The sequence below is a fragment of the Roseateles sp. genome (assembly GCF_039929605.1).
Taxonomy (GTDB): domain Bacteria; phylum Pseudomonadota; class Gammaproteobacteria; order Burkholderiales; family Burkholderiaceae_C; genus Pelomonas.
Genome location: NZ_JBDSQX010000156.1, coordinates 1 through 13898, shown reverse-complemented (window position 1 = coordinate 13898; position 13898 = coordinate 1). Strand labels below are relative to the sequence as shown.

The following is a 13898-nucleotide window of genomic DNA, read 5'->3' as shown; positions in this document are numbered from 1 at the left end:
GCAATGTGCTCGACCCGGTCGACCTGATCGACGGCATCGAGATCGGCCCCTTGCTCGACAAGCGCACCCAAGGTCTGCGCAAGCCCGAGACCGCGCCGAAGGTGCGCAAGGCGACCGAAAAAGAATTCCCCGAGGGCATTCCCGGCTACGGTGCCGACGCGCTGCGCTTCACCTTCGCTGCGATGGCCACTTTGGGCCGCAGCGTCAACTTCGACAGCAAGCGCTGCGAGGGCTACCGCAATTTCTGCAACAAGCTGTGGAATGCCACCCGCTTTGTGCTGATGAACTGCGAGGGCCAGGACTGCGGGCTGAAGGAACACAGCAAGGCCGATTGCCAGCCCGGCGGCACGGCGCATGGCTATCTGAGCTTCAGCCAGGCCGACCGCTGGATCAGCAGCGAGCTGCAGCGCGTGGAAGCCGCCGCTGCGCAAGGCTTCGCCGAGTACCGCCTCGACAACGTCGCCAACGCCGTCTACAGCTTCGTCTGGGACGAGTACTGCGACTGGTACCTGGAGATCGCCAAGGTGCAGATCCAGAACGGCGACGAAAGCCAGCAGCGTGCCACCCGCCGCACGCTGATCCGCGTGCTGGAGACGACGCTGCGCCTGCTGCACCCCATCGCGCCCTTCATCACCGAAGAGCTATGGCAGACCGTCGCCCCCGTGGCCGGCCGCAAGGCAACCGACTACATCGGCCAGGCGCCCTACCCGGTCAGTCAGCCGGAGCGCATCGACCCGGCCGCTGACGCCTGGATCGCTCAGCTGAAGGAAATCGTCGGCACGACGCGCAGCCTGCGCAGCGAGATGAGTCTTGACCCCAAGGAGCGCGTGCCGCTGCTAGTGGGCGGCGACCTGAGCTTCCTGGCCGAAGCGGCACCGGTGCTGAAGGTCCTGGCCCGGCTCAGCGCCGTCGAGCTGATCTCTGACGACGCCGAGTTCGCCAGGCAGAGCGCCACATCGCCCGTGCTGGTGTACGGCGCCGCCAAGCTGGCGCTGAAGGTCGAGATCGACGTCGAGGCCGAGCGCGCCCGGTTGACCAAAGAGATCACCCGCATCGATGGCGAGATCGTGAAGATCGAGGCCAAGCTGTCGAACGAAAGCTTCGTGGCCCGTGCACCGGCCGCCGTCGTCGAGCAGGAGCGCGCCCGCGTGGCGGGCTACAAGGAAACGGTGGTGCGGCTGCGTGAGCAGTTGGCGCGCCTGCCGGCTCAGTAATAGTCGACCGCCTTGGCCGGGGCCTTGGCGCCTCCGGCGGGCGGGCTCAGCAGCACGTCGATGCCGCGGGCCACGGCCCAGGCCGCGCGCACGCGGGACTCGCGTGTCGTGCCGGCCAGGCGCGGCGTGACCTGCAGGTTGGTCATGCCGTGCAAGGGCCGGCCCGACTCCAGCCAGCCCGGCTCCAGGCTGTCGAACCACACGGCCCGCAGGCGGCCGCTGCGCAGCGCCTGCGCCAGCGCCGCTTCATGCACTAGACCCGACTGACTCAGGCCCACGACAACCTGGCCCGGCCGGGCAACCTCCAACTGACGCTCGCCGACGATGCCGCGATAACGGTCGTAGTAGGGGAGCAGCAGCACCAGGCCATCGCTCTCTTCCATCAGCAGGCTCAGGCTCACAGCCTCGATGCCCCAGCGTGCCCAGGTCGCATCGCTCGGGTGCAAGGCGGGGTCGTAGCCGATGACGCGCGTGCCGAAGGCATGCAGCAACTGGGTCAGCACCTGGGTGGCGGGCGTGAGGCCCAGCACGCCGACGGTGGAGCACCCCAGCTCGCGGCCGACCTTGAGGCCGTCACTGCCCTCGACGGGCACGCGCCGGAGCAGGCTCAGCAACGCGCCGACGGCAAACTCGGCCTCGGCGCTGGCTGTCGACGCCTGCGAGCGCACGACCTCGACACCGGCCTTGCGGCAAGCCTCGACGTCGATGTTGTCCATGCCACCACTGGCGCGGCCGATCGCGCGCAGCATCGGCGCGCTGCGCACCAGCACAGCGTCGATGCGCACCTCGGGCGGCGCGACCAGCGCGCGGGCGTGCTGCAAGGCCTCCACCAGGCCCTCGAAATCACCGACAAGTTCCGGCGCAAAACGTGCGTCATGGCGCTCGGCGAGCCACTGCACAACATCGGCTTCCAACGGTTCCAGGATCAGGACGGACATTGTCTTTTTTGTGGCCAACTCAGGGGTCAAAACGGTCAAAACCCGCGTGACACAATCGCCGCGCCCTTGTTCAAACCAGTGTACCCATGGCCTCCTCGTCCAAATCGCCGATCACCAAAGCCATCTTCCCGGTCGCCGGTCTGGGCACGCGCTTCCTGCCGGCCACCAAGGCCCAGCCGAAGGAAATGCTGCCGGTCGTCGACAAGCCGCTGATCCAGTACGCGGTCGAGGAAGCCTACGAAGCGGGTGTGCGCGAAATGATCTTCGTGACCGGCCGCCACAAGCGCCCCATCGAAGACCATTTCGACATGACCTTCGAGCTGGAAGTCGCGCTCGAGAACGCCGGCAAGCAGGATCTGCTGGACGTCGTGCGCAGCGTCAAGCCCGACGACATGCAGTGCATCTACGTGCGCCAGGCCCAGGCCCTGGGCCTTGGGCATGCGGTGCTGTGCGGCCAGCGCCTGGTCGGCAACGAGGCCTTCGCCGTGCTGCTGGCCGATGACCTGATGGTCGGCCCCTCGCCCGGCCGCGGCGTCCTGAAGCAGATGGTGGAGCAGTTCGCCGATTGGCGCGCCTCCATCCTGGCCGTGCAGGAAGTGCCGGCCGAGCACACGCGCCGCTACGGCATCGTCGCCGGCACGCAGGTCAACGAGAACCTGATGGACGTGACCCGCATCGTCGAGAAGCCCGCCCCCGAGGACGCGCCGTCGCGCCTGGGCGTGGCCGGCCGCTACATCCTGACGCCGGGCGTCTTCCACGAGATCGCCAACCAGCCGCGCTGCGTGGGCGGCGAGATCCAGCTCACCGACGGCATCGCCGGCCTGCTGCGCCGCGAGAAGGTGTTTGCCTACCGCTACGAAGGCAAGCGCTACGACTGCGGCAGCAAGGAAGGTTTCCTGCAGGCCAACGTCGAGCTGGCCCTCAGCCACCCGCAGCTTGGCCCGGGTTTCAAGGAATTCCTGCAGGGCTTGCCGATCTGATCGGTTGATCAGCGCCGGCGCAGCACGTGGATGAACTCGGTGCCGGCAGTTTCCTGCTGGACGAGTTCATTGCCCGTCTGACGCGCAAAGGCCTGGAAGTCGCGCATTGAACTCGGGTCGGTCGCGACGACGCGCAGCAACTCGCCGCTAAGCATCTCCGCCAGGGCCTTCTTGGCCTTCAGGATAGGCAGAGGGCAGTTCAGGCCCCGGGTATCGATCTCGCGTTGGACGTCCATCTCGTCATTCTCTCTTGAGGTCTAGCCACTGCGGCTCGATGCCGCGCGAGCGCAGCCACGTCGCCAGCGCCTGGCCCGTGCCCTGCGGCCAGCAGCGCACCTTCTCGGGCGCGATCAGCTTGTATTCGGCCAGTTCGGGCGACAACTTGATCTCGCCGCGCGAGGCAGCGTGATAAGCAATGATGATCTGGTTCATGCGCTGAAAATCCCAGACGCCGAGCAGGCTCAAGGACTCGACCTGCAGCGACGTTTCCTCGGCGATCTCGCGCCGGATGCCGTCCTCGGGCGACTCGCCGGCCTCCATGAAACCGGTGATCAAGCCGAAGAACTTGCCCGGCCAGGCCGCATTGCGCGCCAGCAACACCTGACCCTCGCGGTCGGTGCATTCGATGACTGCGGCCAGCACCGGCGTCGGGTTGTTCCAGTGCGTGAAGCCGCACGCCGGGCAGCGCAGGCGTTCCTTGTCGCCACCGTCCTCGGCTTGCGTGATCAGCGCCAGTTCACTGGCGCAGTCCGGGCAGAAGCGATAAGGCTTCATGCAGGGAACACGCCCGTCGACAGATAGCGGTCGCCGCGGTCGCAGACGATGAAGGCGATGGTCGCGTTCTCCACCTGCCGAGCGATCTGCAGCGCCACCCAGCAGGCGCCCGCCGCCGAGATGCCGGCGAACAGGCCCTCCTCGGCCGCCAGCCGCCGAGCCATGTCCTCGGCGTCGTTCTGGCTCACCAGCACGAGTTCGTCAATACCGCCCGGGTCGTAGATCTTGGGCATGTAGGCCTCGGGCCATTTGCGGATGCCGGGAATGCGCGAGCCTTCGGCCGGCTGGGCGCCGACGACGCGCACGGCCGGGTTCTTTTCCTTCAGGAAGCGCGACACACCGGTGATGGTGCCGGTGGTGCCCATGGCACTGACGAAGTGGGTGATGCGCCCGCCGGTGTCCTTCCACAGCTCGGGGCCGGTGGTCTCGTAGTGGGCGCGCGGGTTGTCGGCATTGGCGATCTGGTCCAGCACCCTGCCCTTGCCTTCGCTGGCCATCTGCTCGGCGAGGTCGCGGGCGTATTCCATGCCGCCGGTCTTGGGAGTGAGCACGAGTTCGGCGCCAAAGGCCCTCATCGTCTGGGCCCGCTCGATGGACAGGTCCTCCGGCATGATCAGCACCATGCGGTAGCCGCGGATGGCGGCGGCCATCGCGAGCGCGATGCCGGTGTTGCCCGAGGTGGCCTCGATCAGCGTGTCGCCGGGCTTGATCTCGCCGCGCTCCTCGGCGCGTTTGATCATGCTGATGGCCGGGCGGTCTTTCACCGAACCGGCCGGGTTGTTGCCTTCGAGCTTGGCCAGGATCACATTGCCGCGCGCGTCGGCACCCAGCAGGCGTTGCAGACGCACGAGCGGCGTCGCGCCGATGACGTCTTCGAGGGTCGGATAGTTCATGGCGAGCGATTGTGGCAGCGGGTCGACGGCCCACGGCATTGCGAGTGCATAATCCGCCCCTCTCGCAGTCATGCGAGTAGCTGTTTCCGACGGGCCCGGGTGGCGAAATCGGTAGACGCAGGGGACTCAAAATCCCCCGCCGCAAGGTGTGCCGGTTCGAGTCCGGCCCCGGGCACCAGATGAAACAGCAGCCACAATCGCTGGCATACACTCAAACGGTAAGCGTCGCCCCCTGCGATGCAGGCGCCTTCCCCAGGTGCACAACCGCAAATCCATGCCCCCGCTGCCTCCGGTCACCAAAGCCTTTTTGCTGGCATGCGTCGGCTTCTTCTGCTTCTTCGAGATCTTCCCGAGGCTCGAAATCTGGTTTGCCCTGTGGCCCGTCAATTCGGGCCTGTTCCTGCCCTGGCAGTTGTTGACTTACGCCTTCCTGCACGGCAGCTTCACGCACCTGCTTTTCAATATGCTGGGCCTGTGGATGTTTGGCGGCGAGTTGGAACGCGTGTGGGGCCCTAAGCGCTACATGATGATCCTGGTGGCGAGCACGCTGACGGCGGCCATCGTGCAGCTCATCTTCACCTTCGTCATAGGAACCGATGCGCCGACCGTGGGTGCATCGGGCGCGATCTTCGGCCTGCTGCTGTCGTTCGGCATGTTGTTTCCTAACCGCATCATCGTGCCGTTGATCCCCCCCATCCCGATGAAGGCGAAGTACTTCGTGGCGATCTATGGCGGGCTTGAACTGCTCCTGGGTTTCAACCGCGGCAGCGGCGTGGCCCACTTCGCCCACCTGGGCGGCATGCTGGGCGCGTGGCTGCTGATCCGCCACTGGCGATCGTCCAGGCGCCGTTAGAGCCCGTCCTTAGGCGTGGGGTAGCGCAAGGCCAGGCCCAGTTCGCGCTTGAGCCGAGTGTTGGCAATGCGGCGCGATTCACTCCAAAAGCTCAGTTGCATCGCGCCCATGCGCTCGGCGGCTTCTTCGCGCGTGATGCGCTCGGGGCGCGGCAGGCTGGCGAGGTCGGCCGCGAGGTCGAAGTAGTCCCCCATCAGCAACTGGCTGTCGTCGCAGACATTCACCGCCCTTTGCGGCCGGCCGCGCAGCAGCGCGAGCACGCAGGCGCGGGCCAGGTCATCGGCGTGGATGTGATTGGTGAAGACATCGTCCTCGCGCCGCAGCACCGGCGTGCCGCGCGCAAGGCGCTCATGCGGATGCCCACCGTCGCGGTCGCGGGCATAGATGCCGGGGATGCGCAGCAAGCTCACGCGCGTGCCGTGGCGGCGGGCGAAGGCGCGCAGCTGCGCCTCGGCATCGACACGGCGGCGGGCGCGGTCCGACGCCGGGTTCAACGCACGCGTCTCGTCGATGAAGGCGCCGCCGCAGTCACCGTAGACACCGGTCGTACTTGCGTAGACGAGCACCCGAGGCGGCTTGAGCGCGAGCGCAGCAAGCAGGTTGCGCGTGCGTTGGTCGATCACTCCATCGCGTGCCGGCGGGGCAAGGTGCAGTACGAGTTCGGCCAGGCCTGCCAGGCGCCTCAACGTGGCGGGCCCGTCCAGGTTGCCCAGCAGCGGTACGGCACCGGCCGCTCGCAGCGCAGCGGCGCGGGCCGGGTTGGACGTCAGCGCGAAGACGCGCCAGCGGCCGCTCAGCGCCTTCAGCACGCGCAAGCCGACGTCGCCGCAGCCGATGATGAGCAATCTTGGGGTCATGCCAGGGTCGGGCAAAATGCGCCGCAGTCTACGGCCCCGGACTCCTCAGCGGGGCCGCTTGCTTTTTGAAGCCATGTCCTACCAGATCACCATCCAGCCCGCCGGCCGCGTCTATCAAACAGAGGGTGACGACACCCTGCTTGCCGCAGCCATCCGCAACGGCGTGGGCCTGCCCTACGGCTGCAAGGACGGCGCCTGCGGCTCCTGCAAGAGCAAGCTGCTCGAAGGCGCCGTCATTCACGGCAACCACCAGCCCAAGGCGCTGTCTGCGGAAGAGGAAGCTGCGGGCTTCGTGCTGACCTGCTGCGCACGGCCGCAGACGGATTGCACCGTCGAGGCCCGCACGGTGCCGGGCGCCGGCGAGTTCCCCGTGCTGAAGCTGCCTAGCCGCGTGTCGGCCATCCTCAAGCCGGCGCCCGACGTGGCCGTGCTGACGATGCAGCTCGCCGCCAACCAGAACTTCCAGTTCCGCGCCGGCCAGTACGTCGAGTTCATCCTGCGCGACGGTGCGCGCCGCAGCTACTCCATGGCCAATGCGCCGCACTCGCTGCCCGGCCAGATCGAGCTACACATCCGCCACATGCCGGGCGGCAAGTTCACCGACCACGTCTTCGGCGCGCTGAAGGAGAAGGACATCCTGCGCATGGAAGGCCCATTCGGCAGCTTCTTCCTGCGCGAGGACAGCGACAAACCCATGGTGCTGCTGGCCAGCGGCACGGGCTTCGCGCCCATCAAGGCCATCATCGAGCGCGCTCGCCACATTGGCTCCAAGCGGCCCATGGTGCTGTACTGGGGTGCCCGCAAGCAGGCCGATCTCTACCTGAACGACTGGGTGGCACGGATCGCCGCCGATTGGCCTGAGCTGACCTATGTGCCCGTGCTGTCGGAGCCCGATGAGGGCTGGACCAGGCGCACCGGCTTTGTCCATCGCGCGGTGATGCAAGACCTGCCCGACCTGTCGGGCCATCAGGTCTACGCCTGCGGCGCACCCATCATGGTCGACTCGGCGCAGCAGGACTTCGTCGCGCAGTGCCATCTGCCCGAAGGTGAGTTCTACGCCGACGCCTTCACCTCCGAAGCCGACAAGCACTGAAATGTTCGCGCCGCCATGGACTGACCCGGCCGACCTGATCGGCGCGCTCAAGCGAGATGGCGAGGCGGTGATTGCCCCCTGCGCGCTGGCCGCACTCGGCGTCACCGCGAACGACCTCGACGCCCTCAAGCCCTGCTGGGACGACTTGCCACCCGACGGCTATCTGCGCGACGGCGGCCGCTACCGCTTCCGCCGCCACGGCTGTTTCGTGGCCGACGGCGGCACGCTGACGCTGATGCCCCATCGCGCCCACTGGCAGCCGCTGGACTACAACGCACTGCACGGCGGCATCCAGCGCTGGTTCGTGCCGCTGGCGCAGGAGATGCTCACTTCACCCGCCTGGACGGCGCTGCTGCTGGGCCTGGCGAAGACAGCCTCGGCGCTGCGCGGCGAGCAACCCTGGTTCATCGAAGCGCACCCCTTTCGCATCGACACGAGCGACGGCATCGGCCGGCCGACGCCCGAGGGTGCCCATCGCGACGGCGTCGACCTTGTCGCCGTGGTGTTCGTCGGCCGCCACGGCATCAAGGGCGGCGAGTCGCGCGTGTTCGACGCCGCCGGCCCTGCCGGCCAGCGCTTCACGATGACCGAGCCTTGGACGACGCTGCTGCTGGACGACGCGCGCGTCATCCATGAGACGACGCCCATCCAGCCGTTGACGGCGGGCGAGCGCGGCTGGCGCGATACCTTGGTCATCACCTTGCGAAGCGGCGGCTTCCAGGGACCCTGACGCCTTGCTGGCTCGCCGCCTACACTGACAACGGCCGCGCCAAAAGCGTGGCCGTTCTTATATCCACTGCCACGCCACAAGCGCTGAATGTCATGAACTCGACCTCCCTCTTCGGCTTGCCCGAGCAACCCGCCCACGAGCGCGTGCTGCTCGCCACCGACCCGGCCACCGGCCTCAAGGCCATCCTCGCCGTGCACAGCACCGCGCGCGGTCCCGCCTTTGGTGGCTGCCGGCTGTGGCACTACGAATCCGACGCCGCCGCGCTGAACGACGCACTGCGCCTGTCCCAGGGCATGAGCCTGAAGAATGCGCTGGCCGACCTGCCCTTCGGCGGCGGCAAGGCCGTCATCCTGAAGCCCCCAGGCGCCTTCGACCGTCCCGCCCTGTTCGCCGCCTTCGGCCGCGCCGTGCAGTCGCTGAATGGCGCCTACATCACCGCCGAAGACGTCGGCACCACGACGGCCGACATGCGCGGCATGCAGGCCCACACGCCTTTCGTCAGTGGCATCCCGCGCGAAGGCGCGTTCGGTGGCGACCCCAGTCCCAAGACGGCCTGGGGCGTGTTCGTGTCCATCCAGGCCGGCGCGCGCCTGGTGCTGGGCCGCTCGTCACTTGAGGGCGTGCGCGTCGCGCTGCAGGGCCTGGGCGCGGTGGGCTGGCATCTGGCCGAGTTCCTGCACGCGGCCGGCGCCGGGCTCGTGGTGGCCGACGTGGATGCGGCCAAGGTCGAGCGCGCGGTGGCGCAGTTCGGTGCAACGGCTGCCAGCGTGGCCGAGATCCTGGCGGCCGATGTTGACGTGCTGGCGCCCTGCGCGCTGGGTGCGTCGCTGAACGAGCTGACGGTGCCCGCACTGCGCGCCAAACTGATCGCCGGCGCGGCCAACAACCAGCTCGCCACGGCGGCCGACGGCGACGCGCTGCAGCGCCGCGGCATCTGCTACCTGCCCGACTACCTGGTGAATGCCGGCGGCATCATCAGCGTGGCCCGCGAGTACCGCGGCGAGGGCGAAGAAGCCAAGGTCATGGCCGAGGTCGGCAAGATCGCCGAGCGCGTGGAAGAACTGCTGCAGCGCGTGCAGACGGCCGACTCGACGCCGGCCCGCGTGGCGGACGACTGGGCGCGCAGCAAACTCGTCCGCCAAGCCTGAGAGGCTGCGAGGCTCGGCAGGCGCGCGGTTTGCCGGCCAACTCCTTCTCGACCAGGAAGGGGCCCGCCATGGATCGCCGCCGTTTTCTTTGCCGCAGCGCCGCCCAGGTCGGCGCGCTGATCACCGCTTCGACGGCGTTGTCGGGCCTCGTGGGCTGCGGCGGCGGCAGCGACACGCCCATCCAGCCGATGCCGCCGACCTTCCCCGGCTCGGACACGCCCCTTCCCGCAGCGCCGGCCGCGACCGGCGCACACAAGTTCCCGCAGTCGGTGGCCTCGGGCGACCCCAGGCCCGACGGCGCGGTGCTGTGGGCACGCGTGGTGCCAAACGGCGCGGACGATGTGACCAGCGCCAACGGTGCCGGCAGCTACACGGTTAGGCTCAGCATCAGCAGCGCCGCAGCCAACGCTGCGCTGCAGGGCACGACGACGGCACTGACCGACACGGTCGACGCCGCCGCCGACGTGCCCGTCTACGAGTTCTACGACCACACGCTGCGCCACCGCATCGCCGGCTTGCAGCCGGCCACCGTCTACTACTACCAATTCACCGCCGGCGACAGCCGCTCGCGCGTGGGCCGCTTCAAGACCGCGCCAGCGGCCGAGGCCGACAACAGCGCCCTGAGCTTCGCCTTCATCTCCTGCCAGGACTGGAACGTCAACCACTGGGCCGGCCTGGACGCGCTGGCTGCCGAGAACATCGACTTCGTCGTGCACCTGGGCGACTACATCTACGAGACCGTCAGCGCCGACCGCCAGCCCGGCGGCGTCGAGAGCGCCCACGCGCCGCTGGTGCTACCCAATGGCACCGCCTTGCCCAATGGAGGCAAGTACGCGACCACGCTGGCTGACTACCGCTACCTCTACAAGCGCTACCGCAGCGACCGCCGCCTGCAGAACCTGCACGAGCGCTTTGCCTTCGTCGCCATCTGGGACGACCACGAGTTCAGCGACGACGGCTGGCAGGACCGCCAGACCTACGACAACGGCAGCTTCAACGCGACCACGCAGGCCGGCGACAACACGGCCCAGACCGCGCGCCGCCTCGCGGCCAGCCAGGCCTGGTTCGAGAACATGCCGGCCGACATCCCGTTCACGCTGGACCCGGTTGCGGGCATCACCGGCATCCGCATCTACCGCGACCTGAAGTTCGGTCGGCTGATGCACATGGTGATGACCGACGAGCGCCTCTACCGCGCCGACCACCTCATCGCCGAGGCCGCGCCCAGCCCGCTGACCGGCCAGCCCGCAGGCGCCATCGGCGCGCGCTACATGGTGCCGCAAGCCACGCTGTCGGCGGTGGAGACAGCCAAGCTCGCCGCCGCCGCCACGCTGCCCGACCCGCTGGCGCCCGTCAGCATCCTTGGCGCTGCGCAGCGCCAGTGGTGGGTGCAGACGATGACGGCGTCGCCCGCGCTGTGGAAGGTCTGGGGCAACGAGGTGTCGCTTTTGCGCATGGGCGTGGACGGCGCCAGCATCCCCACCGCGCCGGCCGCCTACCAGGCCAGGTTCGTGCTGAACGCCGACCAGTGGGACGGCTTCAACGCCGAGCGCAAATACCTGATGGACCAGTTGCTCGCCAAGGGGGTGAAAAACGTCGTGGCGGTCACGGGCGACATCCACGCCTTCTATGCCGGCGTCGTCATGGCCGACTACGACGCCGCGCCGCTTGCGCCGCTCATGCCGGCGATGGTCGACCTCGTCACGGCCGGCGTGTCCAGCAACTCGAACTTCAGCTACTTCCTCGGCGCCGCCTCGCAGCCGCCCTACGCAGCGCTCAAGCCGCTGGTGGCGACGAGCGCGGCCGAGTCAGAAGCCATCGCCATCCAGATGCTGGGTGCCGCCATCGCCGCCGACGCGGGCGTGACGGACCTGAGCAACACGGCCGCCATCCAGGCTGCGGCGGACGCAGCCGTCGCCCGTGGGCTGGTGCCGGCTGCGGCCTTTGCGCCGACCACTGGCCTGTCCACGGACCTCATCGTCACGCTGGACGAGACCCAGGCCGGCACGATGGGCAGCATCGTCGCCGCCACGATTGCCGCCTTGGCCGGCGCGAGCACATCAGTGGCTGCGATGACGCTCTTCGGCCTGATCCGCCAGAAGCTGGCGACGGCCCTGGGCATTGCGCCTTCGGCCGTGCCGACGTCGGAGATCGTCAAGCGCCTGAACCCGTTTGCCGACGCGACCACCGCCGCCGCCCCGCCGGTCAACAACCCGTGGATCAAACACGTCGACAGCGACGCCCAGGGCTACGCCGTGGTCACGTTGAGCAAGACCGAGCTGCTGTGCGACTTCAAGAAGGTCGCGCGCCAGGCGGGCGGCATGGCGCCCACGGTGCCGGTGGCCAGCGTGAAGCGCGTGCGGGTGGCGGCGGGCGTGACCGACGTGAACCTCGTCTGAGCGCCGCAGCTCCAAGACGAAACGCCCGGCACTGCCGGGCGTTTCTCATTCGCCGAGGTAGGCGGCCCTGACCTTGGGGTCGTTCAGCAGCGCCTTGCCCTCGCCTTCCATCGTCACCTCGCCCGACTCCATCACGTAGCCGCGATTGGCGAGCTGCAGCGCGCGGCTGGCGTTCTGCTCGACGAGCAGCACGGTGACGCCCTGCTGGTGGATGTCGTTCACGACCTCGAAAATCTTGTCCACCATGATGGGCGACAGGCCCATGGATGGCTCGTCCAACAGCAGCACCTTCGGTCGCGCCATCAGCGCGCGGCCCATGGCCAGCATCTGCTGTTCGCCGCCGGACATGGTGCCGGCCAGCTGCTTGGCGCGTTCCTTCAAGCGCGGGAAGAGCGCGAAGACCTTGTCCATGTCGGCGTCGATCTCGGCGTCCTTGCGGTTGTAGGCGCCCATCTGCAGGTTTTCGGTGATGGTCATGCGCGTGAACGTGCCACGGCCTTCGGGCACCATGACTAGGCCTTGCTTGGCCAGGTCCCAGGCACCTTGGCCCTTGATGGACCTGCCGAGGTATTCGATCTGGCCTGAGCCCACGGGCTGCAGGCCGGTGATGGCCTTCAGCGTGGTCGTCTTGCCGGCGCCATTGGCGCCGATCAGGCTGACGAGTTCGCCCTCGCGCACCTCGAAGCTGACGCCCTTGACGGCCTGGATCCCGCCGTAAGCGACCTTCAGGCCGCTGACCTTGAGCAGGGTTTGCTTGGTTGTCATGTCAATGAGCCTTGTGGCCGGCGCCGAGGTAGGCCTCGATCACCTTTTCGTTGTTCTGCACCTCGGCCGGCGTGCCTTCGGCAATCTGCTTGCCGTAGTCCAGCACGGTCACGCGGTCGCACAGGCCCATGACGAGCTTCACATCGTGCTCGATCAGCAGGATGGTGCGGCCGTCCTTGCGGATGCGGTCGATCAGCTCGCGCAGCACGACCTTCTCGGTCGCGTTCATGCCGGCGGCGGGTTCGTCCAGCGCGATGAGCTGCGGGTCGGTGGCCAGCGCGCGCGCGATCTCCAGGCGGCGCTGGTCGCCGTAGCTCAGCGTGCGCGCCTTGTACTCGGCGAACTTGCCAATGCCGACGTAGTCCAGCAGCTCCTGCGCCCGCGCCTTGATGGCGGCCTCTTCGGCCTTGAAGCCCGGCGTGCGGAAGACGGCACCGATCAAGCCGGATTTGGTGCGGATGTGGCGGCCGACCATGACGTTCTCCAGCGCCGTCATGTCGGCGAAGAGGCGGATGTTTTGGAAGGTGCGCGCAATGCCGGCCTTGGCGACCTGGTGCACCGCCTGCGGCTTGTAGGGCGTGCCGCCGAGCGTGAAGCTGCCGCCGTCGGGCACGTAGAGCCCGGTGATGACATTGAAGAAGGTCGTCTTGCCGGCGCCGTTGGGGCCGATGAGGCCGTAGACCTGGCCGCGCTGGATCTGGATGCCGACGTCCGACAGGGCTTGCACGCCGCCGAAGCGCTTGGACGCGCCGCTGACGTTGAGGACGATGTTGTCGTGTGTGGTCATGTTGGCGTCCTCCCTCACTTCGTGGCGGCCGGGGGAGCGACCTTGCCGTGCGCGGGCGACGGCCACAGGCCGCGCGGGCGGACCAGCATGATGATGATCATGGCCGAGGCCACCAGCAACTGCCGCAGGATGGAGGCATCAATGCGGCCGTCGGTCATGTTCTGGATGTCGCCCGCCACGTAGCGCAGCACCTCGGGCAGGGCCGACAGCATCAGCGCGCCGAGGATGACGCCGGGGATATGGCCGATGCCGCCCAGCACGACCATCGCGACGATCATCACGGACTCCTGCAGGCTGAAGGACTCGGGCGACACGAAGCCCTGGAAGCTCGCGAACATCGTGCCCGATACGCCGCCGAAGGTGGCGCCCATGCCGAAGGCCAGCAGCTTGAGGTTGCGGGTGTTGATGCCCATGGCCTTGGCGGCGATCTCGTCCTCGCGGATGGCCATCCAGGCGCGGCCGATGCG

At 68.1% G+C, this 13898-nt stretch carries 15 protein-coding genes and 1 tRNA gene; 8 read left to right on the top strand and 8 right to left on the bottom strand.

Going from position 1 to position 13898, the window contains the following annotated elements; genetic code table 11:
• The coding region (locus ABIS05_RS21635) for a class I tRNA ligase family protein (protein WP_348009958.1) at positions 1-1214 on the top strand (1214 nt) is incomplete at its 5' end.
• Here ABIS05_RS21635 and ABIS05_RS21630 read toward each other — a convergent pair.
• Entirely contained in the window at positions 1208-2152 is a 945-nt protein-coding gene (locus ABIS05_RS21630; protein WP_348009957.1) for an NAD(P)-dependent oxidoreductase, read from the bottom strand. The genes ABIS05_RS21635 and ABIS05_RS21630 overlap by 7 nt on opposite strands.
• 86 nt (positions 2153-2238) lie before the next feature.
• Here ABIS05_RS21630 and galU point away from each other — a divergent pair, with 86 nt between their 5' ends.
• The gene (gene galU / locus ABIS05_RS21625) at positions 2239-3132 is read left to right on the top strand and encodes a UTP--glucose-1-phosphate uridylyltransferase GalU (protein WP_348009956.1); all 894 of its coding nucleotides are present in this window, start codon (positions 2239-2241) and stop codon (positions 3130-3132) included.
• 8 nt (positions 3133-3140) lie between these two features.
• Here the strand turns inward: galU and ABIS05_RS21620 are convergent, their stop codons facing one another.
• From ABIS05_RS21620 to cysM, 3 genes are read right to left on the bottom strand one after another with little or no spacing between them, the layout of a single operon-like run.
• On the bottom strand, positions 3141-3368 hold the full coding sequence (locus tag ABIS05_RS21620) for a sulfurtransferase TusA family protein (protein WP_348009955.1): 228 nt from the start codon (positions 3366-3368) through the stop codon (positions 3141-3143).
• 4 nt (positions 3369-3372) lie between these two features.
• Positions 3373-3906: an NUDIX hydrolase gene (locus tag ABIS05_RS21615; protein ID WP_348009954.1), complete on the bottom strand. Its 534-nt coding sequence runs from the start codon at positions 3904-3906 to the stop codon at positions 3373-3375.
• Complete coding sequence (gene cysM / locus ABIS05_RS21610) at positions 3903-4799, bottom strand: cysteine synthase CysM (RefSeq protein ID WP_348009953.1); 897 nt, start codon at positions 4797-4799, stop codon at positions 3903-3905. The genes ABIS05_RS21615 and cysM overlap by 4 nt, the downstream gene beginning before the upstream one ends.
• A gap of 93 nt (positions 4800-4892) precedes the next feature.
• Between cysM and ABIS05_RS21605 the strand changes: the two genes are divergently transcribed.
• Positions 4893-4977 (top strand) — tRNA-Leu (locus tag ABIS05_RS21605).
• Positions 4978-5073: 96 nt separating this feature from the next.
• Positions 5074-5652: a rhomboid family intramembrane serine protease gene (locus ABIS05_RS21600; protein WP_348009952.1), complete on the top strand. Its 579-nt coding sequence runs from the start codon at positions 5074-5076 to the stop codon at positions 5650-5652.
• Here ABIS05_RS21600 and ABIS05_RS21595 read toward each other — a convergent pair.
• Positions 5649-6509 (bottom strand): SDR family oxidoreductase, encoded by an 861-nt coding sequence (locus ABIS05_RS21595; RefSeq protein ID WP_348009951.1) that lies wholly within the window; start codon positions 6507-6509, stop codon positions 5649-5651. The genes ABIS05_RS21600 and ABIS05_RS21595 overlap by 4 nt on opposite strands.
• Positions 6510-6582: 73 nt before the next feature.
• On the opposite strand from ABIS05_RS21595, the gene ABIS05_RS21590 reads away from it, so the two are divergent.
• The 4 genes from ABIS05_RS21590 to ABIS05_RS21575 all read left to right on the top strand — a co-directional run bounded on the left by ABIS05_RS21590 (position 6583) and on the right by ABIS05_RS21575 (position 11879).
• On the top strand, positions 6583-7602 hold the full coding sequence (locus tag ABIS05_RS21590) for a CDP-6-deoxy-delta-3,4-glucoseen reductase (RefSeq protein ID WP_348009950.1): 1020 nt from the start codon (positions 6583-6585) through the stop codon (positions 7600-7602).
• Between the two features lies 1 nt (position 7603).
• Entirely contained in the window at positions 7604-8332 is a 729-nt protein-coding gene (locus ABIS05_RS21585) for a 2OG-Fe dioxygenase family protein (RefSeq protein WP_348009949.1), read from the top strand.
• 92 nt (positions 8333-8424) lie between these two features.
• Positions 8425-9480, top strand: coding sequence for a Glu/Leu/Phe/Val dehydrogenase dimerization domain-containing protein (locus tag ABIS05_RS21580; RefSeq protein ID WP_348009948.1), 1056 nt, complete (start codon positions 8425-8427; stop codon positions 9478-9480).
• Between the two features lie 68 nt (positions 9481-9548).
• A complete protein-coding gene (locus ABIS05_RS21575; RefSeq protein WP_348009947.1) occupies positions 9549-11879 on the top strand; it encodes an alkaline phosphatase D family protein in 2331 nt (776 codons plus the stop codon).
• Between the two features lie 45 nt (positions 11880-11924).
• Here the strand turns inward: ABIS05_RS21575 and ABIS05_RS21570 are convergent, their stop codons facing one another.
• The 3 genes from ABIS05_RS21570 to ABIS05_RS21560 all read right to left on the bottom strand — a co-directional run.
• Entirely contained in the window at positions 11925-12644 is a 720-nt protein-coding gene (locus ABIS05_RS21570; RefSeq protein WP_348009946.1) for an ABC transporter ATP-binding protein, read from the bottom strand.
• 1 nt (position 12645) lies between these two features.
• The gene (locus ABIS05_RS21565; RefSeq protein ID WP_348009945.1) at positions 12646-13431 is read right to left on the bottom strand and encodes an ABC transporter ATP-binding protein; all 786 of its coding nucleotides are present in this window, start codon (positions 13429-13431) and stop codon (positions 12646-12648) included.
• A gap of 14 nt (positions 13432-13445) precedes the next feature.
• A partial coding sequence (locus ABIS05_RS21560) for a branched-chain amino acid ABC transporter permease (RefSeq protein WP_348009944.1) occupies positions 13446-13898 on the bottom strand: 453 nt, incomplete at its 5' end.

Bases quoted from the DNA above. Each gene is read 5' to 3' on its own strand.
- ABIS05_RS21630 (WP_348009957.1), bottom strand. From the start codon at position 2,152: ATGTCCGTCCTGATCCTGGAACCGTTGGAAGCCGATGTTGTGCAGTGG.
- galU (WP_348009956.1), top strand. From the start codon at position 2,239: ATGGCCTCCTCGTCCAAATCGCCGATCACCAAAGCCATCTTCCCGGTC.
- ABIS05_RS21620 (WP_348009955.1), bottom strand. From the start codon at position 3,368: ATGGACGTCCAACGCGAGATCGATACCCGGGGCCTGAACTGCCCTCTG.
- ABIS05_RS21615 (WP_348009954.1), bottom strand. From the start codon at position 3,906: ATGAAGCCTTATCGCTTCTGCCCGGACTGCGCCAGTGAACTGGCGCTG.
- cysM (WP_348009953.1), bottom strand. From the start codon at position 4,799: ATGAACTATCCGACCCTCGAAGACGTCATCGGCGCGACGCCGCTCGTG.
- ABIS05_RS21600 (WP_348009952.1), top strand. From the start codon at position 5,074: ATGCCCCCGCTGCCTCCGGTCACCAAAGCCTTTTTGCTGGCATGCGTC.
- ABIS05_RS21595 (WP_348009951.1), bottom strand. From the start codon at position 6,509: ATGACCCCAAGATTGCTCATCATCGGCTGCGGCGACGTCGGCTTGCGC.
- ABIS05_RS21590 (WP_348009950.1), top strand. From the start codon at position 6,583: ATGTCCTACCAGATCACCATCCAGCCCGCCGGCCGCGTCTATCAAACA.
- ABIS05_RS21585 (WP_348009949.1), top strand. From the start codon at position 7,604: ATGTTCGCGCCGCCATGGACTGACCCGGCCGACCTGATCGGCGCGCTC.
- ABIS05_RS21580 (WP_348009948.1), top strand. From the start codon at position 8,425: ATGAACTCGACCTCCCTCTTCGGCTTGCCCGAGCAACCCGCCCACGAG.
- ABIS05_RS21575 (WP_348009947.1), top strand. From the start codon at position 9,549: ATGGATCGCCGCCGTTTTCTTTGCCGCAGCGCCGCCCAGGTCGGCGCG.
- ABIS05_RS21570 (WP_348009946.1), bottom strand. From the start codon at position 12,644: ATGACAACCAAGCAAACCCTGCTCAAGGTCAGCGGCCTGAAGGTCGCT.
- ABIS05_RS21565 (WP_348009945.1), bottom strand. From the start codon at position 13,431: ATGACCACACACGACAACATCGTCCTCAACGTCAGCGGCGCGTCCAAG.